This window comes from Arthrobacter koreensis, from assembly GCF_009193255.1.
GTDB classification, from domain to species: domain Bacteria; phylum Actinomycetota; class Actinomycetes; order Actinomycetales; family Micrococcaceae; genus Arthrobacter_B; species Arthrobacter_B koreensis.
In genome coordinates this window covers 908,061-927,627 of record NZ_WACG01000001.1, presented here as the reverse complement: position 1 = coordinate 927,627, position 19,567 = coordinate 908,061, and the positions used below count along the sequence as shown (strand labels likewise).

Sequence of the window (19,567 nt, the reverse complement as noted above, 5' to 3'; positions counted from 1 at the left end):
GCTCAGTGAGATACCTCCCACACCGGCCCGCATGCCCCCCCATCTATGCGATGCGGCCAGCTCGAAAGGCACCATCACTCGTGACTAACACCTCCACTCGACCCGGGGAGCGCGGCGCACCCGCGACGATCTCCGGAAAGGACGCCGGCACCATTGCCCGCGCTTCCTTCGTTGGCACCGCGCTGGAATGGTACGACTACTACCTCTTCGGCACAGCGGCAGCGCTGGTCTTCAACCGCCTGTACTTCACCACCATGGACCCCACTGCGGCGCTGCTGGCCTCCTTCGCCACTTTCGGCGTCGGCTTCGCGGCGCGCCCCATCGGCGCCATCCTCTTCGGCTACATCGGCGACAAGTTCGGCCGCCGGCCGGCACTGCTTGCCACCATCGTGATGATCGGCATCGCTACCGGCCTCATCGGCCTGCTGCCGGACTTCGGCTCAATTGGCCTCGCAGCACCGATCCTCCTGGCTGTCCTGCGACTGGTCCAGGGCCTCGCCGTCGGCGGCGAATGGGGCGGTGCCGTCACCATGGCCATCGAGCACGCGCCAGTAGAGAAGCGCGGCCGGTTCGCGGCCCTGGTGCAGGTCGGTTCGCCGGTAGGTACCCTGCTCTCCTCCGCAGCCTTCTCCCTGGTGCTCCTCTTCCCGTCGGAGACCTTCGACGCCTGGGGCTGGCGCATCCCGTTCCTGATGGCCTTCCCACTGCTGCTCATCGCCCTGTGGATCCGCATCAAGGTTGAAGAATCTCCCATCTTCAAGGATCTCCTGGCCCAGGAAGAGACCTCCAAGGTCCCTGCTCTGGACGTCTTCCGCAACGCCGGCGGCCGCCTGGCCGTAGCCGTGATGGCAGCGCTGCTGGGCGTGGGCGGTTTCTACATGATCACCACCTTCATTGTCAGCTACGGCTCCAACACCCTCGGCGTGGACCGCCAGGTCATGGTCAACGCCACGCTGATTGCCGCCGTCGCCCAGATCTTCGTCACCATCGCGATGGGCCGGCTGTCCGAGAAGATCGGCCCCGGCAAGGTCACCATGTGGGGCGGCATCCTCACCGCTGTTGCGGCCTTCCCGATCTTCGCCATGGTGGATACCAAGTCCACGGTGATGATCATGCTGGCAATCACCATCGGCATTGTGCTGATTGCCGTGGCCTACGCGGTCAACGGTGCGCTGCTGACCGAACTGTTCCCGCCGAAGCTGCGTTACTCCGGCGTTGCCCTGGGCTACAACATTGCAGGCGCCACCAGCGGTTTCATGCCGCTGCTGGCCACCGCGATGCTTGGATTCTCCGGCAACCAGTCCTGGGGCGGCGCGCTCATCCTGGCCATCATTGCCCTGATCACCGCCGTCGGCGGCTTCCTCGGCGAGCGGCTGCGGGTGCAGGACAAGCGGATCGTCTCCGCGGACTGACCCCCCGCGCTGCCGTTACGCGCGGCGGCGAACCACAATCCGGCCGGCAGGGAGTATCCGTTCCCCCATGGACTTCCTGCCGGCCTTTCCAGGCCAGGCCCCGCCGGTTCCCCGCGGCGGGGCCTTTGCCGTGCGCGGACAACGCCCGTCCGTTCAAAGAGCCAGCCGCATCAGCACGCGCGGAAATCCGTTGAGGACTGATGAGGTGTCTGCTGCCTTGGTGAACCCGGCGGTTTCGAAGAGGCTGCGGGTGCCGACGTACGCCATGGTCAGGTCCACTTTCGCGCCCTGGTTGTCCACCGGGTAGGCCTCGACGGCGGGTGCCCCGCTGCGGCGCGCGAAGTCCACGGCACCGGCTACCAGCGCATGCGAGATTCCCCGGCCCCGGTAGCCCGGCCGGACCCGCACGCACCACAGGGACCACACCGGCAAATCATCGAGAAGGGGAATCCTGCGGTTTGTCGCGAACGAGGTGTCCGCCCGCGGATGGATGGCCGCCCATCCGGCCGGTTCGCCGCCGTCGTATGCCAGGACACCGGGCGGAAGGTCTTCGGCCAGCAGTTCCCGAACCCGTTCACCGCGGGCGCGGCGCTGCAGGAACTGGTTCTCCCTGGAACTGGGCAGCCGGTAGCTCAGGCACCAGCAGGCGTTCGATTCGGGATTCCTGGGCCCCAGCACGGCGGCAGTATCCTCGAACACCGTGGCAGGCCGGACCTCGACTGGCATGGCCAAACCATACTCCCTGACGCTTGGCTCACAGAAGCTGAGATCCCCGCGGAAACGGGCTAGACTAGCCGGTTCATCCGGCGGATCCCCCTGCCGGAAGACCAAGGCAGCAGGAAACAGAAAAGAGAGCGCAATGTTCGCCGCTGGAGCGTCCATTACCGAGATCGAGCAGGACGTCGAGGACATGATCGTGCAGCTGGTGCACCGGCTGGGAGACCTGGCCGATGCGGATCCGGATCCGGTGGGGGCCCAGGAACGGGCCTACATCAAGGCCTTCTCCGACGTCCGCGCCAACAGCTCCATGGACCAGGCCGCACTCCTGGAAACAGCCATCAGCCGGCCAAACCTGGCCGAGTCGCTGCTGTACCTGAACCGCCGCCTGGATGCGGCCAACCTGAACCCGCGGGATCCGGCCGGAATCATCGGCGTCGTCATCCGCCTGGCCATGGACGGGCTGTGGGTCAGCGACATCCTGGACTCGAGCCGGTTTACCCGTCCGGAGCGCGAGCGGATCACTAGACTGCTCACGGCGCTGTCCCGGCTGAGTGATGAGCGGATGGCGGAACTGCTCCCGGAGTGCGCCGCCACCCGCTAGCCGTTACTTCCTGTCATCCCCGGTGAGGCGCTGGGACAGGTAGACCGGGATCATCGAGGCCACGATCAGCACGGCGGCGATGACGTTGACCACGGGCGCCTGGTTGGGGCGGGCCATGTTGTTGAAGATCCAGATCGGCAGGGTTTCGGTGCCCGGCGGGGCGGTGAAGGTAGTGACCACCACTTCATCGAAGCTCAGCGCGAAGGCGAGCAGCCCGCCGGCCACGAACGCCGAGCGGAAGCCGGGGAACGTGACCTGGAAGAAGGTTTTCACCACGTTGGCGCCCATGTCCATGGCGGCTTCCTCCAGCCCGCGGTTCATCCGGCCCAGCCGGGCCTGGACGTTGTTGAACACCATGACGATGCAGAACGTCGCGTGGCCCACAATCACGGAGAACAGCCCCAGCCCGATGCCGAGCGGTTCTAGGACGGTCTTGAACGTGTTGTTGAGGGCGACGCCGGTGACAATGCCAGGCAGGGCGATGGGCAGCACCACCAGCAGGTTGATGGTGTTCTTCCCGAAGAAGTCGTAGCGGGACAGGGCGAACGCCACCATGGATCCCAGCAGCAGGGCGATCACCGTGGCCACGGACGCCACCTTCAGCGAGGTCCACAGCGCCTCGCGGACACCTTCGTTGTGCCAGGCAGCGACCCACCAGCGGGTGGTGAACTCCTGAATGGGGAAGGCGCCGGACGTAGTGGCGTTGAACGAATTGGCGATCACCAGCAGCAGCGGCAGGTAGATCGCCGCCATGACCAGGCCTGCGAAGACCCGGAGGGTGATTTTGGCGGAAGCCGATAGCCTCATGGGTCTCTCCTACAGTTGCTTCAGGGCGCCGGACTTGCGGGCCAGGAACAGGTAAAGCACGACGACGAGAATCGGCACGGTGCCGAAGGCTGCCGCGAGCGGCGGGTTGAGGTTGATGTTCGAGGCGATGACGGTGCCGATCACCTGGGTCTTGCCGCCAACGAACTGCGCGGCGATGTAGTCGCCCAGGCTCAGCGAGAAGGTGAAGATGGACCCGGCCACGAAAGCGGGCTTGAGCAGCGGCACGGCCACGGTCCAGACCGTGGACCACGCCTTGGCGCCGAGGTCCGAGGAAGCATCGAAGAGGCTGTCCGGGATTTGCCGGAACGCGTTGTAAACCGGCACCGCCATGTAGGGGAACCAGAGGTAGGCAAGCGTGATGATCAGTGCGGCGGTGCCGTAGCCGGGCCCGGTCAGGCCCAGCGGAGCGAGCAGCCAGTCCAGCGGGCCGCCGGAGGAGAAGGTGATGCGCCAGGAGAAGACCTTCACCAGGTACCCGGCCCACAGCGGGAGCGTGATGCCGATGGCCAGTGCCGCACGCATCTTCGGGGATGCCACCTTGGCCATGTAGAGCCCCAGCGGCAGAGCCAGCGCTGCGCACAGGACGGTGACCGCCAGGGCGATGCCGATGGTCCGCAGTGCGGTCTGCTGGTAGGCGGGGACCGTGATGATTTCGATGAAGTTCTCCAGCGTGAACGCGGGAATGACTTTCGACGTGAAGCTGTCAGTCCGCCAAAAGGCGGTGATGAACAGCAGGATCAGGGACCCGATGTAGAGCACGCCCAGCCAGCCCAGCGGCAGCAGCAGCAGGCCGGTGAGGCGGGCTTTCGGCCGGGCATACAGGATGCGGGAAATGCGGTCGCCCAGGCTGTTCCGGGGCTGCACCGCCGCTGCGGGAGGGGGTGGGGTTTCGTGGATTACTGCCATGGCGCTTTCCGGCGGGATTCCGCCGATTCTCCTCTGGGGCCGGGCTATGAACTGACAAGCCGCAGGGGCGGCTGGGTTGGAAACCGGCGGGCGGCGGCGTCGAACCGCCGCCCGCCGGTGGTCTTGCGGGACGGGCCGCTGGGACTAGCCCTTGACCTCGGTCCAGGCCTTGGTCCATTCCTGGTAGTTGGTGCAGGTCACGTCCGTGCGGCCGTCGACGCACTGCTCAACGGGAGTGGTCCACATCCAGACCTGCTTGTAGTACTCCTCGTCCGTGGCATGGAACGTCTCGCAGTGGGCTGCGTTGGCGTCGGAACCCTCGCAGGCCAGGGCGTTGGCCGGAGCCATGCCGAAGTTCTGCGAGATCTGGGCGTTGACCTCGGCGGAGGAAGCGTAGTCCATCCACTTGTAGGCGCAGTTCGGGTTCTTCGCTTCAGCGGCGATCATCCAGGTGTCGGACCAGCCGGTGGCACCTTCCTTGGGCAGCACGGACTCCACCTTGCCGCCGTCGCCCTGGGCCAGGTTCACGATGACCTGCCAGCCGGTGCCCATGTGGGCGGTGCCGGAGGAGATGGAGCTGACAGCCTTCAGCGCGTCGTTCCAGTATTCGCCCACCAGGCCGTTCTGGGTCTTGAGCAGTTCCACGGCGGCGGCCAGCTGGTCCGCGTCCAGTGCGTAGGGGTTGGTGATGCCGAGGTCCGGCTGGGTGGCCATCAGGTACACGGCGGCGTCGGCGATGTAGATGGGGGAGTCGTAGGCCATGGTCTTGCCGGCGTACTCGGTGTCCTCTTCCCACAGCGGAGCCCAGGAATCCGGGGCTTCGGCAACGTGGTCCGTGTTGTACATCAGGACGTTGGCGCCGCGGCCAATCGGAACGCCGTAGCTCTTGCCGTTGAGCGTGTCATACACCTGGCCCTTGAGTCCGTCGACGATGTTGCCGAAGTTGGGGATTAGCTCCGTGTTGATCGGAGCCACGTCGCCGCCGGCGATCAGGCGCAGTGATGCATCGCCGGACGCGGACACCAGGTCGTACTCGCCGCTGCGCATCAGCTGGACCATTTCATCCGAGGTGGCACCGACTTTGCGGTTCACCTGGCACTTGGTCTCTTCTTCGAACGCGCTGACCCAGTCGGCGTCGGGGTTCGTGGAGCCGTCCTCCACGAAGCCTGCCCAGGCAATGATGTTGACCTGGCCTTCGCTTTCGCCGACTTCCGATGCCATGGGCAGGTCCGGGACCTGGATCCCGGTGGTACCGGAGCCGGAGGTGGAGGCATCTCCGCCGCAGCCGGCCAGGACCAGCGAAAGCGAGGCGAGCGCTGCCAGCGGCAGGGCCTTGGTGATCTTCATGGTGAACCTTTCATAGTGGGTGCGGTGCGGGTGGAGCTGGGCCGGCGGAGCGCCGGCCGGGAGGAGAGAAGTGTCAGGAGACGTGGAAGTTGAAGCGTGCGGGCCACTGGAGCTCGACGGCGTCACCGCGGGAAGCGGCGCTGGCCCGGGAATCGTTCTGTTCCTGGACGATCAGCCGGTCCCCGGTTGCGGTGGACGCCACGTAGCGGGTGGTGGGTCCGGTGTAGACGATTTCCTCGATGATGGCGGGAACGGAGGAGAACCCTTCGGGTGCCGGGGTCCCGGGGGCGGACAGGTGGATGCGTTCGGGGCGGATGCTCACCAGGGAGTCTGTGCCGGTCAGCTGCCGGGCCAGTTCTCCTTCCACGAGGTTGGTGCTTCCGAGGAAGGTCGCCACGAAACGGGTGGCGGGACGCTCGTAAAGGTCCTCCGGGGTTCCCACCTGCTCGATGTTGCCGTTGTTGAAGACGGCAACCCGGTCAGAGAGCGTCAGCGCCTCTTCCTGGTCATGGGTGACGAAGATGAAGGTGATGCCGACTTCGCGCTGGATCTGTTTCAGCTCAATCTGCATCTGTTCACGCAGCTGCTTGTCCAGGGCGCCCAGCGGTTCGTCCAGCAGCAGGACCTGCGGGCGCAGGATCAGCGCACGGGCCAGGGCGATGCGCTGGCGCTGGCCGCCGGAAAGCTGGGAGGGCAGCCGCCCGGCCACCTGCGGCAGGCGCACCATGTCCAGGGCCTCGGCCACCCGGCGCTCACGTTCGGCCTTCGGCGTCTTGCGGAGTTTTAGTCCGTAGCCAACGTTCTGGGCCACGGTCAGGTGGGGGAAGAGGGCGTAGTCCTGGAAGACCGTGTTGACGTCCCGCTCGAACGGAGCCTTTGAGGTGACGTCGGTGCCGTGCAGCTTGATGGTGCCGCTGGTGACGGGTTCGAAGCCGGCCACCATGCGCAGGACGGTGGTCTTGCCGGAGCCTGACGGCCCCAGCAGGGAGAAGAATTCACCGGAGCGGATGTCCAGGTCCAGGTCCTTGACCGCGGTGAACTCGCCGAAGCTCTTGGTCACGGAGGAGAGGCTGATGGCGTCGCCGGACAGCGCCGGTTCCTCTGTGGCGGGGGAGAGTGATGCTGTGCTGGCTCGCACGGTGGATCCTTTCACTTCAGCTGGAGGCGCCGAAGCGCGTCAGGGTGTAAAGCTATGAAACCAGATGTTATATGTAATTCACGTCACGTCAGGTAAATTTCTTGTTACGGATGCGTGGCCCGGCATGCCGGCACCGTCGCGCCCGCCAAGCTGGAAAGATCGTGAACATGCCTCGAAATACCGCTCCGCAGAAACGCCTCCTTACCGCTGTCTTCGCTCCGCTGGGCGACGCCGGCAAGGCCAGCCGCGTCGAAGAGCGCATAGTTCAGGGGATTTCGGCCGGTGCGCTGGCGGACGGTGACCGGCTGCCCACCGAAATGGAACTGGCCGCATCGATGGGGGTGGCCACGGTGACGGCCCGCGAGGCGCTGGCCGGCCTGCGCTCCAGGGGGTTGGTGGAAACGCGCCGCGGCCGCGAAGGCGGCACGTTTATTACGCTGCCTTCCGGAGACAGGTCGGTGCTGGTGCGCCGCCGCCTCACCGGCATGAGCCGGGTTGAACTGCGGGACCTGGCCATCCACTACGCAGCAATCGCGGCCACCGCTGCGGAGCTCGCCGCGGACGCTGCAGACCGCGAGGACGTGGAGGCGCTGGCCCAGCTCCTGGACGCCCCCGAGGGCAGCAGCAACCGCGCTGTGGGCGATTTCCTGCTTGAACTCGCCGCACTCAGCCAGTCCGCCCGGCTGACCCGGGAATACGTGCGGCTGCACACCGAGTACGGTTCGCTGCTGGGCCTGGCCCACGCGGATCCCGGGTTCAACTCCGCGATGGTGGGGCTGTGCCGGCAGATCTGCGAGGCAGTGGCCGGCGCCGACGCCTCCGCCGCACGGTCCCTCGTCCGGCAGTATGTCCAGGCCTCGGTTGCCTGGCTGATTGATGAACACACCCGTCTTCACTCCTCCGCCGACCTCACTACGGCAGAGAAACCACCCGCGCCCGCCAGGAGGAAAGCATGAGCATTTCCCGCATTGACGCAGCAGGACCGTCCCCGGCAGCAACGCCGGCGGACCTTGGCACGTTCTTCCGGGAACTGCTGGAGATCCTGGAGGAATGGAAACCCCGGCTGGAGGTTCTCTTTCGCGACCCCGCGGCGGCGCCCTCGCGCCGCGAAGTGGACGCCGTCGTCGAGCCCCTGACCATCGCCCTGCTCCAGCGCACCGACTACCCGCTGGCGGGAGGTGGCTTCGTGGCCGCCCACAATGCCCTGGGCGATGCCCCCTGGCATATGGCCTGGTGGCAGGGGCGGAGCAAGGAAGTCCAAGTGCTGTCCTCGGTGGAGAGCATGGGGGAAGCCTATTCCCGGCGTGAGTGGTTCACCGTCCCCGTGGAGACCGGCAACAGCCACATCACCGGCCCGTATGCGGATTTCATCTGCACCGATGAATACACAGTGACCCTGACGTCCCCGCTCACCGTCGGCGGGAACGTGGTGGGCGTGGTGGGTGTGGACGTGTTCGTCGAGTCGCTGGAGGAAGTCCTGCTTCCGGACCTGCGCAGGGTGCACCCCGAAGCGTCCCTGGTGAACCGCGTGGGGCGGGTTGTGGTCTCCGCCGATCCCCAGCTGGCGGCCGGACGGCTACTGGTGGGGGACTGGCGGCAGGCTGCAGAGCCGGCGCGGATGGAACTGCGCGGCCCGGAACACACCGGGCGGTTCGCAGCGGTGCACCCCTGCGGAGCGCTTCCGCTCGCCGTCGCCGTCCCGCTCTAGCGCGTCGTTCCCGCCCCGCCGAGAGGCCAGTTACGGCTCTTTTCGGCCGCGAGAAGAGCCGTAACTGGCCTCTCGACGGTGGAGGGACGGTCTCAGGCCGCGGCGGAGCGGGCCGGGATGTGGAAGAACGGCACGGTGCGGTTAACCATGGGCCCGATCAGCAGCGCGAAGGCCACGGTGCCCAGGCCGACGGCGCCGCCCAGGGCCCAGCCAATGGCAAGAACCGTCACTTCGATGCCGGTGCGGACCGCCCACAGCGGCCAGCCGAACCGGGCGTGCAGTCCGGTCATGAGCCCGTCGCGCGGCCCGGGACCCATCCGCGCTCCGATATACAGCCCGGTGGCGACCGCCAACAGGGTCAGCCCTCCGGCAAACAGCAGGATCTGCCCCCACAGTTCGGCCGGCTCGTCCACCACGGCCAGCCCCACCTCCGCGCTGGGTCCCACCAGGAGCACGTTCAGCACGGTCCCGACGCCGGGCTTCTGCCGCAGCGGGATCCACAACAGCAGCACCACCAGCCCAATCAGGTTGGTAACCAGCCCGAACGCGATGCCGGTCTGCAGGCTGGTGCCCTGTGCCAGCACGTCCCACGGGGAGACGCCCAGCCCCGCCCGGATCATCATGCCGATGGAGAAGCCATAGAAGAAGAGGCCGGCGAGCAGCTGCAGCACCCGGCGGAGGAAGTTCGCGGACATGAGAACAACCAAACTCCCCTGCGGGCGGGAATCCAAAAGCCCGGTTCCGCCCGGAGACATATTGGGTAACCGGCAGGGGATCCGCTAGGCGCGGAGGCGGATGACGGCGTCGGCCTTTGCCGCGTGCGCTGCTACCAGATCCGCGTTGGCCTGGTCGCTACCCAGCGCCCAGGCCCGCGCCGCGTCCGGTGCCTTGCCGAAGAGTTCGTGCCGTGCGGCCAGCCGGTCCGTGCGCTCGGTGTCCTCCAGCGTTAGGTACCAGACGGCGTCGAGCCGGTCCCGCGCCTGCGGCCAGGCACCGTCCGGAAGCAGCAGGTAGTTGCCCTCGGTGATGACCAGCGGGACCTCCCGCCGGACCGGCAGCGCAGATCCCACCGGTTCTTCCAGCTCGCGCCGGAACTCCGGCGCGTAGACCACCTGTTCATCTGCGGCCCGGAGCCGGCCCAGCAGGGCCGCGTATCCGCCGTCGTCGAACGTGTCCGGCGCGCCCTTCCGGTCCCGTGCACCCATCTCTTCCAGTACCCGGTTGGCCAGGTGGAAACCATCCATGGGAACTACGACGGCGAGGTCCGGTCCCAGCGCTGCTGCCAGCGCCGCTGCCAGGGTGGATTTGCCGGCGCCTGGCGGGCCGGTGATGCCAAGGATGCGGCGGGAGCCGGCGGCCAGGGCGCGGGCCTGCGCGGTGAGCTCCGCCAGCGAGCGGTCCAGGATCTGCATGCCACCATCTTCGCGCAGCGGGCTGGAATGTTTTGGCGGCAAGGGTGGTTAATGGAGGTGCAACTGAATATGGGGATGATCGGTATCGACGATGTTCGCCGTACCTGGGGAAGCGGGCCGAGGACGCAGGGTTATCTCGCAAACGCCCCCTGTAAACCAATAAGTGCCAAACCTATGCGCACTGACTTCGCCCTCGCCGCCTAGGCCAGAGTGAGTCCGTCAGGCCGGAAACGCTTCCGTTCCGGATCCTGGCGTCGATAAGGAAGCCACTGCCGGACACCGCTGCCGTTCAGGTGTCCGGGACTTGCTGAACGGCTGGGCCCGGATCAGCCACTCGCCTGCGAGATGGCCGGGGCCGAGAAAATCCAGAGCAGGATGCGCCCGGAGAAGCCCAGATACTCCAGCATCGGACGGGGGTTCGATTCCCCCCATCTCCACCCAAGGCCTGTCCGGGACGTGCAGCGTTCCGGACAGGCCTATTTCGGTTCGGGCCCGGCGGAGCCGCCCGAAGACTCCCGCACCACCAGTTCGGGCTGGAACGTGACGTGCCGGTGGTGATGGTCTTCCGCCAGTTCGTCCTCCAGCAGCTCCACCGCAGTGCGGCCGATCAGCCGTGCCGGCTGGCGGATGGAGGACAGCGGAACAATCGCGGACGGCGCGAAGTCAATGTCGTCGTAACCGACCAGGGCAATGTCCTGCGGCACCCGGAGCCGGTGGTCGAAGACGAAGGCCTGCAGCAGCCCGATCGCGAGCAGGTCATTGGCGGCGAACACCGCGTCCGGCCGGGATGTCTCGGGACGGCGGAGCAGCTCCTCGCCGACCCGCCGGCCCTCCAGTACCGTCAGCGCGGCGGTTTCCACGACGTCGAGGGAGGCTCCGGGTACCGCGTCCACGGCTGTCCGGGCACCGGTCTGCCGGTCGGCTACCTGGTGCAGGGCAGCAGGGCCGCCCACGAAGGTGATGCTCCGAGCGCCACCGTCCAGCAGGTGGGCGACGGCCATGCGTCCGCCTTCGACGTCGTCAACTGCCAGGGAGCAGTACTGCGAGGCGGGAGCCTGCTCATCCACCAGCACCACCGGGGTGCCGCGGGAGCGGAGCCGGTCGATGCGGCTGCGGTCTTGGGAGGACTGCGGGGTAATCAGTACTCCGCGCACCCGCTGCTCCTCGAACAGGTCCAGGTAAACCTCTTCGCGGGCGTGGGAGAGTCCGGAGTTGCCCACGATGACGGCCTGGCCAAGCGTATCCGCAGCGGCTTCCGCTCCCCGGGCGATCTCATTGTAGAAGGGGTTCCCGGTGTCCTGGACCACCAGTCCGATGGTCCGGGAACGGCCGGCCTTGAGCTGGCGGGCGACGTCGTTGCGGACGTATCCCAGGTCCTCGATAACCTTCAGGACCCGGCGGCGGCGGTCCTCGGAAACTACCTCCGGGCGGTTAATGACGTTGGAGACAGTGCCGATCGAGACCCGCGCTTCCCGGGCGACGTCCTTGATGCTGACCGGGAATCTGTCCATTTGCTCTTCACTTCCGTCCGGACGGGGTCCACTCCTCCTGGCACCGTCACCGGCGGGCCGGACCCGCGGGACAGGTTCTTATTGTAAGCAGCATGTCCTTTGGGCACCGGAGCGCCGGTATGGATGTTACAGGGCGGCCCGCACCCGCGGTTCGTAGCGGATCGGCTCGAAGGTGCGCGCCACCAGGCGGCGCAGTTCCTCCAGCCCGCCGGTAACCAGTCCGGCGGAGCGGGCCTGGACCAGGACGTTGCCAATGGCGGTGGCTTCCACCGGCCCGGCGAAGACCGTGCGGCCGGTGCGGTCCGCCGTGAGCTGGCACAGGAGGGTGTTCTGCGAGCCGCCGCCCACCACGTGGACGGTGCGGATGCTGCGTCCGGTGAGGCTTTCCATCTGTTCAATGACGTCCGCGTAGGCGGCTGCCAGTGATTCAAGGATTGAACGGACCATTTCGGCCCGCCCGCGCGGCGGCCGCAGGCCATGTTCCTCGCACCAGGCGGTGACCCTGGCGGGCATGTCCCCCGGGGCGGTGAATCGCTCGTCCTGAACGTCGAACACCGGCACCGGAGCGGTAACGGCCGCAGCCTGGCTGATCAGCTCGGCAAGGTTGCTGGTGCGCTGGGAATCGGTGGTGCCGGGTCCGTCCCAGGTGCGGATCGATTCGGAGAGCAGCCACAGCCCGGACACGTTCTTCAGGTACCGGATGCGCCCGTCCACGCCGCCCTCATTGGTGAAGTTTGCGGCGTGGCTCTCCGGGGTGAGGACCGGGCCGGGCAGCTCCAGGCCAACAAGTGACCAGGTGCCGGAGGAGATGAACGCAGCGTTCTCGTCGGTGAACGGCACTGCCACCACGGCGGACGCGGTGTCATGCGAACCAACGGCGGTGACCGGCACTCCGGCCGGGGCGCCCAGCTCTTCCGCCACACCGGAGAGGAGTCCGCCGATCCGCTCGCCGGGGACAATGAGCGGAGCGAAGAGGCCTTCCGGGAGCCCAAGGCGGTCCATCAGGCCGGTGTCCCACTGCCGGGTGCGGGCATCCAGCAGTCCGGTGGTGGCCGCGTTGGTCTCCTCAGTGACCTGCCTGCCCGTGAGCCAGTAGGCAATGAGGTCAGGGACCATCAGGGCCCGGTCCGCCATGGCCAGGTCACCGCGTTCCCGGTCCACCGCCAGCTGGAACACCGTATTGAACGGCAGGTGCTGCAGTCCGCTGCGGGAATACAGCTCTTCCGGAGTCACTGCCGCATGCACGGACCGCACCCCGTCAGCGGTGCGTCCGTCCCGGTAGTGGTAGGGCAGGCCCAGCAGCTTGCCGCCGCGCAGCAGCCCGTAGTCCACGGCCCAGGAGTCGACGCCGATGGACCGGACGTCCGGTTCCTCCCGGAACGCCTGGGCCAGCCCGGCGGCCAGCGACCGGTAGAGCTCCGTGATGTTCCAGTGCAGGCCGGGCCCGTTCCCCTCGTGCAGCCGAACCGGCTGGTTGGCGAAACGGGCCACGTGCCGCATCCGGATCCGGCCGCCGGAGACGCCGCCAAGGATGACGCGGCCACTGGTGGCCCCGAGGTCGACGGCCGCTACGGATGCAGCTTGCTCCATGCTCAGTCCTTTCCTGCCGCGCCGCTTAGCGCAGGAACGCGGCGGCGACGCCGGCGTCCACCGGGATGTGCAGGCCGGTGGTGTGGGAGAGGTCAGAGCTGGTCAGGACCGCGGCGGCGTTGGCCACGTTCTCCGGCAGCACCTCGCGCTTGAGCAGGGTGCGCTGGGCGTAGAACTTGCCCAGCTCATCCTCGGGAACACCGTAGACCGCCGCCCGCTTGGCGCCCCAGCCGCCGGCGAAGATGCCGGAGCCTCGGACAACGCCGTCGGGGTTGATGCCGTTAACCTTGATGCCGTGCTCGCCCAGTTCCGCGGCCAGCAGGCGCACCTGGTGGGCCTGGTCTGCCTTGACGGCGGAGTAGGCAATGTTGTTCGGGCCGGCGAAGACGGAGTTCTTCGAGGAGATGTAGAGGATGTCCCCGCCCATCTCCTGGGCGATCATGGCCTTGGCTGCGGCCTTGGCGACCAGGAAGGAACCCTTGGCCATCACATCGTGCTGCAGGTCCCAGTCCTTTTCGGTGGTTTCCAGCAGCGGCTTTGAGATAGACAGGCCGGCGTTGTTCACCACCAGGTCGATTCCGCCGAAGGCCAGTACCGTGGCGTCGACGGCGGCAGCAACCTGTGCGGCATCGGTGACGTCGGCGCGGACGCCAATGGCAACGTCGGAGCCGCCCAGCTCGGCGGCCACCTGCTCGGCGGCCTCCAGGTTCAGGTCGGCGATCACCACGCAGGCGCCTTCCGCGGCGAGGCGGGTGGCAATGGCTTTGCCGATGCCCGACGCCGCGCCGGTTACCAGCGCGATGCGGGTGGCGTGGCTGCGGGGCTTGGGCATGCGGGCCAGCTTGGCTTCCTCCAGCGCCCAGTATTCGATGCGGAACTTCTCCGACTCATCGATCGGAGCGTAGCTTGAGATGCCTTCGGCGCCCCGCATGACATTGATGGCGTTGAGGTAGAACTCGCCGGCCACGCGGGCGGTCTGCTTGTCCTTGCCCCAGGAGAACATGCCGACGCCGGGAACCAGCACGATCGCCGGGTCGGCTCCGCGCATGGCGGGGGAATCGGCGTCGGCGTGCCGTTCGTAGTAGGCCTGGTAGTCGGCCCGGTAGGCCTCGTGCAGCTCCTTCAGGCGGGTGACGCAGTCTTCAACGGGTGCGTCGGCCGGCAGGTCCAGGACCAGCGGCTTCACCTTGGTGCGCAGGAAATGGTCCGGGCAGGAAGTGCCCAGTGCTGCCAGCCGGGGGTGTTCGGCGGCGGCGAGGAAGTCCAGGACGCGTGGGTCGTCCATGTAGTGGCCCACCTGGGGGCGGTCGTGCGAGGCCAGGCCGCGAATCACCGGGGCCAGGGCGGCGGCTTTGGCATGGCGCTCCGCCACCGGAAGCGCTTCGTAGCCGGCCAGGGCCTGGCCGAACGGTTCAGCCTTGGAGTGTTCGGCGATGAAGGCCTCGGCGGTGTCGATGATCCACCGGGAGTTCGCCTCCGCCTCGTCGCTGGTATCGCCCCAGGCCGTGATGCCGTGGCCGCCCAGGATGGTGCCGACGGCACCGGGGTTGGCTTCCTTGATCGCGGCGATGTCCAGGCCCAGCTGGAAACCGGGACGGCGCCAGGGCACCCAAACCACCTTGTCACCAAAGATCCTGGCGGTCAGTTCCTCGCCGTCCGCCGCTGTTGCGACGGCGATGCCGGAGTCCGGGTGCAGGTGGTCAACGTGGGCTGCATCGACCAGTCCGTGCATGGCGGTATCGATCGACGGCGCTGCACCGCCCTTGCCGTGCAGGCAGTAGTCGAACGCCGCAACCATCTCGTCCTCGTGCTCCACCCCGCGGTAGACGTTCTTCAGCGCCTGGACCCGGTCCAGGCGCAGCACGGCGAGCCCCTTCTCCGTGAGCGTTCCGAGGTCCCCGCCGGATCCCTTAACCCACAGCAGCTCGACGTCCTCACCGGTCACCGGGTCCGCCGCGGTGCCCTTGGCGGAGGTGTTGCCGCCGGCGTAGTTGGTGTTCTTCGGGTCCGAACCGAGCCGGTTGGAACGGGCGATGAGGTCCGCGGCGACGGTCCGTTCGGTCGTCGAATTGCTGGAGTGGGCGTTCATGCGAAGGTCTCCTCGTGGAGTGGATGTAAGTCGGTGGTGGGGGACGGCGCGGAAGGTTTAGGAGCCCCAGGAAGCCTGGGTACCGCCGACGCGCTCCTCTGCGATGCGCTGCTGGTACCCGGACGCTGCGTAGGCGGCCATTGGATTGGCTGGCAGGCCGCGGGATTCGCGCCAGGCCGCCAGCTGCGGGCGGACATCGGTGTAGAACGCGTCCATCAGCACCTCATGGGCGCCGAGGACGTCCCCTGCAGCCTGCGCAGTAGCGAGTGCTTCGCCGTCGATCAGCAGGGCGCGGGCCGTCATTTCCTGAACATTGAGCACCGAGCGGATCTGCCCGGGGATCTTGTCCTCGACGTTGTGGCACTGGTCAAGCATGAAGGCCACACCGTTGTCCGGTTCGAGTCCGCCGCCGCGCACCACCTCGACCATGATGCGGAAAAGCTGGAACGGGTCTGCGGCGCCGACGATCAGGTCGTCGTCGGCGTAGTTGCGCGAGTTGAAGTCGAAGGACCCAAGCTTGCCCAGGCGCAGCAGCTGCATCACGATGAATTCGATGTTGGTTCCCGGCGCGTGGTGGCCGGTGTCCAGGCAGACCTTCGCCTTGTCGCCCAGCGCGGCAACCTGGGTGTAGGCGGTGCCCCAGTCCGGCACATCGGTGTGGTAGAAAGCCGGTTCGAAGAACTTGTACTCCAGCACCAGGCGCTGTTCCTCACCCAGGTTGGCGTAGATTTCCGCCAGCGACTCGGCCAGGCGGTCCTGGCGTCCGCGCATGTCCTGCTGGCCGGCGTAGTTGGTGCCGTCGGCCAGCCAGATCTTCAGGTCACTCGACCCGGTGGCGTCCATGATCTCCAGGCACTCGAGGTGATGGTCGATCGCTTTGCGGCGCACGCCGGGATCGGCGTGAGTCAGGGAGCCGAACTTGTACTCCTCGTCCTGGAAGGTATTGGAGTTGATGGTGCCCAGCGAGACGCCCTGGTCCGCAGCGTAGCGGGCGAGGGCGGCGTAATCGTCCACCTTGTCCCACGGGATGTGGAGGGCGACGGCGGGGGCCAGCCCGGTGAAGCGGTGGACCTGGGCGGCGTCGGCGATTTTCTCCTGCACCGTCCGCGGCGTTCCCGGCGTCGAGAAAACCTTGAAGCGGGTTCCGGAGTTGCCGAAGGCCCAGGACGGGAGTTCGATGGCCTGGGCGGCCAGCTGGGGGGCGATGTCGTCGAATTCAGGCATATGCGTCACTTCTCTGTGGTGGCCGGCGGGCGGCACCGCGAGTTTTCTGGGGCACCGCATTGAATCGTTTCATCAAAGTATGCCGTCCACGTCGGGAAGGTCAAACGTGCCCGCCGTGTACATCGCTGAACGTTGCAGTAATGACTTCTTGAAACGTCTCAATTTTTGGGTACTATGAGTCCGGCAGTGCATGAGAGGTCCCTCACAGGAACCGCTCGACCGGCGCCTCCCCGCGGACGTGACCATCCCTGCTGCCGCCACAGGTGCGACGTCCGCCAGGACCCGCCACATTACAAAGGAGTGATGCATGGGCTCTTCCCCCGCCCCGGCCGATCTGCAGGAACTGGTTCAGCTTCCTGCGGAGATTACCGCCACCCGCGGATGCTTCCTGCTGCACATCCGTCCTGAGCGGCTCGCCGAGTACGTCGAGGTCCACCAGCGGGTCTGGCCGGAAATGCTGGATGCGCTGCGCGAGACCGGATGGCGGAACTATTCGCTGTTCCTTCGCCCGGAAGACGGCCTGGTTGTGGGCTACTTCGAGGCGGAGAACGCCGAAGCTACCCAGAAGCTCATGGATGCACATCCGGTCAACACCCGGTGGCAGGCCGAAATGGCCCAGTACTTCACGGAAGGCAGTTCGCCACAGGCGCTGACGCAGTACTTCCACCTTTCCTGATCCCGTTTTATCCGGGGCACGCCCGTGCCCGCTTCACAGCACCTTCTTCACTGTTGCAGAAAGGCTCGCCATGAGCACCACGAAGCTCGGCGGATGGAAAGCAACCATCGCCGTGTCCATGTCCAACTACATCGAGGCCGGTTCGATCATCGCACTGGCCACCAGCCTGTCCCTCTGGCAGGAGTATTTCGGGTTCAGCAACCTTCTGGTCGGCCTGGTGGCGGCGCTGAGCGCCAACGCGTTCGGTGCGGCCATCGGTGCCCTCATCGGCGGACCGCTGGGGGACCGGTACGGCCGGAAGTTCATCTACACCTATGACCTGATCCTCTACATGCTGGGCACCCTGCTGGTCATCTTCGCCGTGGCTCCGTGGATGCTCATCACCGGTGTCATCCTGACCGGTATCGCCGTCGGCGCCGGTGTGCCCGTGGCCTGGACCTACATCGCCGAGGAAGCTCCGGCGGAACACCGCGCCAAGCACGTGGGCACGGCCCAGCTGGCCTGGTCCCTCGGCCCGGCCCTGGTATTCCTGTTCGCCACCATCGTGGTGCCGCTGGGCCTTACCGGCAGCCGCATCATCTTCGCCCACCTCTTCGTGGTCGCTTTCGTCACCTGGTGGATCCGCCGCGGCCTGTCCGAATCCATCACCTGGAAGAAGTCGGACGAAGAGCGCCGTACGGCCGAGGCCGGCGGAATCAAGCGCCGCAACTACCGTGAACTGCTCACCAACGCCACCAACCTCAAGGCCCTGCTGTTCCTGACCGGCGTCTACGCTCTCTGGAACCTGGTGGCTGGCCAGATGGGCATCTTCATGCCGCGCGTCTACGAGACCGCCGGCGTCGAATCGGCCACGGCGCAGAACCTGCTGCAGGTGCTCCTGTGGACCCTCACCGTGGCAGCCACCTACTTCGGCTTCATGAAGTACGGAGACCGGGTTGACCGCCGCAAGCTCTACGGCTTGGGTGCCGTGCTGGGCATCATCGCCTGGCTGCTCCTGGTCTTTGCGCACGTGACCATGCCCATCCTGATCCTGTTCGCCGCCCTCTGGGGTATCAGTGCAGGCATCGGCGCGCAGGCGTTCTACGCGCTCTGGGCAGCCGAGATGTTCCCCACCCGCCTGCGTGCCAGCGCCCAGGGCGTACTGTTCTTCGTGGCCCGGATCGTCGTCGGCGTGCTCAGCTACTGGTTCCCCACCCTGCTGGCCGAACAGGGCGTGCCATTCGTGGGCATGATCATGATCGGTGCCCTCGTGGCTGCCATGGTGATCGGTGTCCTGTGGGCTCCGAACACCCGCGGCCGGAGCCTGGAAGAGATCGAGGAAGAGCGTTACGGCAGCGCTCCCGGTGCCGCCAAGCAGTCCGTCTAGGCGCACCCCAAACCACGGGCCTCCGTCCCGAACCGGCCTCAGCCGGTCCGGGCCGGAGGCCTTTGTGTTCCCGTCAGCGGTCCTGCGGGAGTGATTCCTTCCGTTAAATCCGTGACTTCCCGGGTCCCGGGTAGTTGGATGTGCCCTACGGGTGCTTCCAGGGGTACCGACGCCCCTGCGGCCGGATGACGAGGAGGTTCCATGGGACGGGTCAGCGGCAAGACGGTTCTAATCAGCGGAGGTGCACGGGGAATCGGGGCGGCTGTTGCGCGGCGGCTCGCCGACGAGGGCGCACAGGTAGTCATCGGGGACGTGCTCGACGCCGAGGGGCAGGCCCTGGCGGATTCGCTGGGCTCAGTTGCGGCCTTCGTGCACCTGGATGTCACCAGCCTCGAGGGATGGGCCGGCGCCGTTCGGGAGGCCGAAGGCCGGTTTGGCGGCGTGGACGTACTCGTCAACAACGCCGGCATTGCGAACTTCGGCAGCATCGAGGATTACACGCTGGAGCAGTGGAACTCCATCATCGGCATCAACCTCACCGGGGTTTTCCTGGGCATCAAGGCAGTGGTTGAAACCATGAAGCGCTCCGCTGGCGCCTCCATCATCAACCTGTCCTCCACTGCCGGACTGCAGGGCTACAAGGACCTGCCGGGATACACGGCTGCGAAATACGGAGTCCGGGGCCTGACCAAATCTGTTGCGATAGACCTTGGCCCGTACGGAATCCGGGTCAACTCGGTGCACCCCGGTGCGGTGCGGACGCCGATGACGGACGGACTGGAAGGAGGCCAGGAACATGTGGCGCTGCACCGCATGGGCGAGCCGGAAGAGATCGCCAACCTGGTGCTGTTCCTCGCCAGCGACGAATCGAGCTTCTCCACGGGTGCCGAATTCGTCGCCGACGGCGGAGAGACTGCCGGGCTGGCACGTTACGAGGTGGCGGAGCTGAGCTCGGAGCCCGGACAGGCGCCGTCGTCACCGGCGGGCGGATCCATTCCCGGCCAGCCGCCGGCACCACCGGAACCGCCGATCATGTAAG

Annotated in this window: 18 protein-coding genes and 1 other RNA gene; 8 read left to right on the top strand and 11 right to left on the bottom strand. The window is 66.8% G+C overall.

All coding sequences use genetic code 11. The features are described from left to right. Positions 1-80: 80 nt before the first annotated feature. Positions 81-1,412 (top strand): MFS transporter, encoded by a 1,332-nt coding sequence (locus GD628_RS04360; RefSeq protein WP_226802331.1) that lies wholly within the window; start codon positions 81-83, stop codon positions 1,410-1,412. Positions 1,413-1,565: 153 nt separating this feature from the next. On the opposite strand, the gene GD628_RS04355 is transcribed toward GD628_RS04360, so the two are convergent. Then, positions 1,566-2,138, bottom strand: a complete 573-nt coding sequence (locus GD628_RS04355) for a GNAT family N-acetyltransferase (protein WP_152273924.1) — start codon at positions 2,136-2,138, stop codon at positions 1,566-1,568. 133 nt (positions 2,139-2,271) lie between these two features. Here GD628_RS04355 and GD628_RS04350 point away from each other — a divergent pair, with 133 nt between their 5' ends. Beyond that, positions 2,272-2,733, top strand: coding sequence for a TetR family transcriptional regulator (locus GD628_RS04350; RefSeq protein WP_091601383.1), 462 nt, complete (start codon positions 2,272-2,274; stop codon positions 2,731-2,733). A 3-nt stretch (positions 2,734-2,736) separates the two neighbouring features. Here GD628_RS04350 and GD628_RS04345 read toward each other — a convergent pair whose 3' ends face one another. The 4 genes from GD628_RS04345 to GD628_RS04330 form a co-directional block, all read right to left on the bottom strand. Next, positions 2,737-3,540 carry an ABC transporter permease gene (locus GD628_RS04345; RefSeq protein ID WP_091601385.1) on the bottom strand — a complete coding sequence of 268 codons (804 nt, stop codon included), beginning with the start codon at positions 3,538-3,540 and terminating at the stop codon, positions 2,737-2,739. 9 nt (positions 3,541-3,549) lie between these two features. Further along, positions 3,550-4,467: an ABC transporter permease gene (locus GD628_RS04340; RefSeq protein ID WP_152273923.1), complete on the bottom strand. Its 918-nt coding sequence runs from the start codon at positions 4,465-4,467 to the stop codon at positions 3,550-3,552. A gap of 144 nt (positions 4,468-4,611) precedes the next feature. Continuing rightward, the gene (locus GD628_RS04335) at positions 4,612-5,814 is read right to left on the bottom strand and encodes an extracellular solute-binding protein (protein ID WP_152273922.1); all 1,203 of its coding nucleotides are present in this window, start codon (positions 5,812-5,814) and stop codon (positions 4,612-4,614) included. Positions 5,815-5,887: 73 nt separating this feature from the next. Further along, a complete protein-coding gene (locus tag GD628_RS04330) occupies positions 5,888-6,952 on the bottom strand; it encodes an ABC transporter ATP-binding protein (RefSeq protein WP_226802330.1) in 1,065 nt (354 codons plus the stop codon). A gap of 167 nt (positions 6,953-7,119) precedes the next feature. On the opposite strand from GD628_RS04330, the gene GD628_RS04325 reads away from it, so the two are divergent. Both GD628_RS04325 and GD628_RS04320 read left to right on the top strand, forming a co-directional pair. Beyond that, on the top strand, positions 7,120-7,908 hold the full coding sequence (locus GD628_RS04325; protein ID WP_193313190.1) for a GntR family transcriptional regulator: 789 nt from the start codon (positions 7,120-7,122) through the stop codon (positions 7,906-7,908). Continuing rightward, a complete protein-coding gene (locus GD628_RS04320; RefSeq protein ID WP_152273920.1) occupies positions 7,905-8,660 on the top strand; it encodes a PDC sensor domain-containing protein in 756 nt (251 codons plus the stop codon). Before GD628_RS04325 ends, GD628_RS04320 begins: the two co-directional genes overlap by 4 nt. A 92-nt stretch (positions 8,661-8,752) precedes the next feature. On the opposite strand, the gene yczE is transcribed toward GD628_RS04320, so the two are convergent. Both yczE and GD628_RS04310 read right to left on the bottom strand, forming a co-directional pair. After that, complete coding sequence (gene yczE, locus GD628_RS04315; protein ID WP_091601393.1) at positions 8,753-9,355, bottom strand: membrane protein YczE; 603 nt, start codon at positions 9,353-9,355, stop codon at positions 8,753-8,755. Between the two features lie 84 nt (positions 9,356-9,439). Beyond that, the gene (locus GD628_RS04310) at positions 9,440-10,072 is read right to left on the bottom strand and encodes a nucleoside/nucleotide kinase family protein (RefSeq protein WP_152273919.1); all 633 of its coding nucleotides are present in this window, start codon (positions 10,070-10,072) and stop codon (positions 9,440-9,442) included. Positions 10,073-10,143: 71 nt separating this feature from the next. Here GD628_RS04310 and ssrA point away from each other — a divergent pair. Then, positions 10,144-10,512, top strand: a transfer-messenger RNA (tmRNA) gene (gene ssrA / locus GD628_RS04305). A gap of 36 nt (positions 10,513-10,548) precedes the next feature. On the opposite strand, the gene GD628_RS04300 is transcribed toward ssrA, so the two are convergent. The 4 genes from GD628_RS04300 to rhaI all read right to left on the bottom strand — a co-directional run bounded on the left by GD628_RS04300 (position 10,549) and on the right by rhaI (position 16,486). Next, entirely contained in the window at positions 10,549-11,583 is a 1,035-nt protein-coding gene (locus tag GD628_RS04300; protein ID WP_091601397.1) for a LacI family DNA-binding transcriptional regulator, read from the bottom strand. A gap of 126 nt (positions 11,584-11,709) precedes the next feature. Next, positions 11,710-13,173 (bottom strand): rhamnulokinase, encoded by a 1,464-nt coding sequence (locus GD628_RS04295; protein ID WP_152273918.1) that lies wholly within the window; start codon positions 13,171-13,173, stop codon positions 11,710-11,712. A gap of 25 nt (positions 13,174-13,198) precedes the next feature. Then, on the bottom strand, positions 13,199-15,262 hold the full coding sequence (locus GD628_RS04290) for a bifunctional aldolase/short-chain dehydrogenase (RefSeq protein WP_152273917.1): 2,064 nt from the start codon (positions 15,260-15,262) through the stop codon (positions 13,199-13,201). A gap of 57 nt (positions 15,263-15,319) precedes the next feature. Then, on the bottom strand, positions 15,320-16,486 hold the full coding sequence (rhaI, locus tag GD628_RS04285; RefSeq protein ID WP_152273916.1) for an L-rhamnose isomerase: 1,167 nt from the start codon (positions 16,484-16,486) through the stop codon (positions 15,320-15,322). A gap of 307 nt (positions 16,487-16,793) precedes the next feature. On the opposite strand from rhaI, the gene GD628_RS04280 reads away from it, so the two are divergent. The 3 genes from GD628_RS04280 (at position 16,794) to GD628_RS04270 (ending at position 19,566) form a co-directional block, all read left to right on the top strand. Beyond that, complete coding sequence (locus GD628_RS04280; RefSeq protein WP_091601405.1) at positions 16,794-17,162, top strand: L-rhamnose mutarotase; 369 nt, start codon at positions 16,794-16,796, stop codon at positions 17,160-17,162. Positions 17,163-17,232: 70 nt separating this feature from the next. Continuing rightward, positions 17,233-18,528, top strand: coding sequence for an MFS transporter (locus GD628_RS04275; protein WP_091601407.1), 1,296 nt, complete (start codon positions 17,233-17,235; stop codon positions 18,526-18,528). 201 nt (positions 18,529-18,729) lie between these two features. Further along, positions 18,730-19,566: an SDR family oxidoreductase gene (locus GD628_RS04270; protein ID WP_152273915.1), complete on the top strand. Its 837-nt coding sequence runs from the start codon at positions 18,730-18,732 to the stop codon at positions 19,564-19,566. Position 19,567 lies beyond the last annotated feature (1 nt).

Bases quoted from the DNA above. Each gene is read 5' to 3' on its own strand.
- GD628_RS04355 (WP_152273924.1), bottom strand. From the start codon at position 2,138: ATGCCAGTCGAGGTCCGGCCTGCCACGGTGTTCGAGGATACTGCCGCC.
- GD628_RS04350 (WP_091601383.1), top strand. From the start codon at position 2,272: ATGTTCGCCGCTGGAGCGTCCATTACCGAGATCGAGCAGGACGTCGAG.
- GD628_RS04345 (WP_091601385.1), bottom strand. From the start codon at position 3,540: ATGAGGCTATCGGCTTCCGCCAAAATCACCCTCCGGGTCTTCGCAGGC.
- GD628_RS04340 (WP_152273923.1), bottom strand. From the start codon at position 4,467: ATGGCAGTAATCCACGAAACCCCACCCCCTCCCGCAGCGGCGGTGCAG.
- GD628_RS04335 (WP_152273922.1), bottom strand. From the start codon at position 5,814: ATGAAGATCACCAAGGCCCTGCCGCTGGCAGCGCTCGCCTCGCTTTCG.
- GD628_RS04325 (WP_193313190.1), top strand. From the start codon at position 7,120: ATGCCTCGAAATACCGCTCCGCAGAAACGCCTCCTTACCGCTGTCTTC.
- GD628_RS04320 (WP_152273920.1), top strand. From the start codon at position 7,905: ATGAGCATTTCCCGCATTGACGCAGCAGGACCGTCCCCGGCAGCAACG.
- yczE (WP_091601393.1), bottom strand. From the start codon at position 9,355: ATGTCCGCGAACTTCCTCCGCCGGGTGCTGCAGCTGCTCGCCGGCCTC.
- GD628_RS04310 (WP_152273919.1), bottom strand. From the start codon at position 10,072: ATGCAGATCCTGGACCGCTCGCTGGCGGAGCTCACCGCGCAGGCCCGC.
- GD628_RS04300 (WP_091601397.1), bottom strand. From the start codon at position 11,583: ATGGACAGATTCCCGGTCAGCATCAAGGACGTCGCCCGGGAAGCGCGG.
- GD628_RS04295 (WP_152273918.1), bottom strand. From the start codon at position 13,173: ATGGAGCAAGCTGCATCCGTAGCGGCCGTCGACCTCGGGGCCACCAGT.
- GD628_RS04290 (WP_152273917.1), bottom strand. From the start codon at position 15,262: ATGAACGCCCACTCCAGCAATTCGACGACCGAACGGACCGTCGCCGCG.
- rhaI (WP_152273916.1), bottom strand. From the start codon at position 16,486: ATGCCTGAATTCGACGACATCGCCCCCCAGCTGGCCGCCCAGGCCATC.
- GD628_RS04280 (WP_091601405.1), top strand. From the start codon at position 16,794: ATGGGCTCTTCCCCCGCCCCGGCCGATCTGCAGGAACTGGTTCAGCTT.
- GD628_RS04275 (WP_091601407.1), top strand. From the start codon at position 17,233: ATGAGCACCACGAAGCTCGGCGGATGGAAAGCAACCATCGCCGTGTCC.
- GD628_RS04270 (WP_152273915.1), top strand. From the start codon at position 18,730: ATGGGACGGGTCAGCGGCAAGACGGTTCTAATCAGCGGAGGTGCACGG.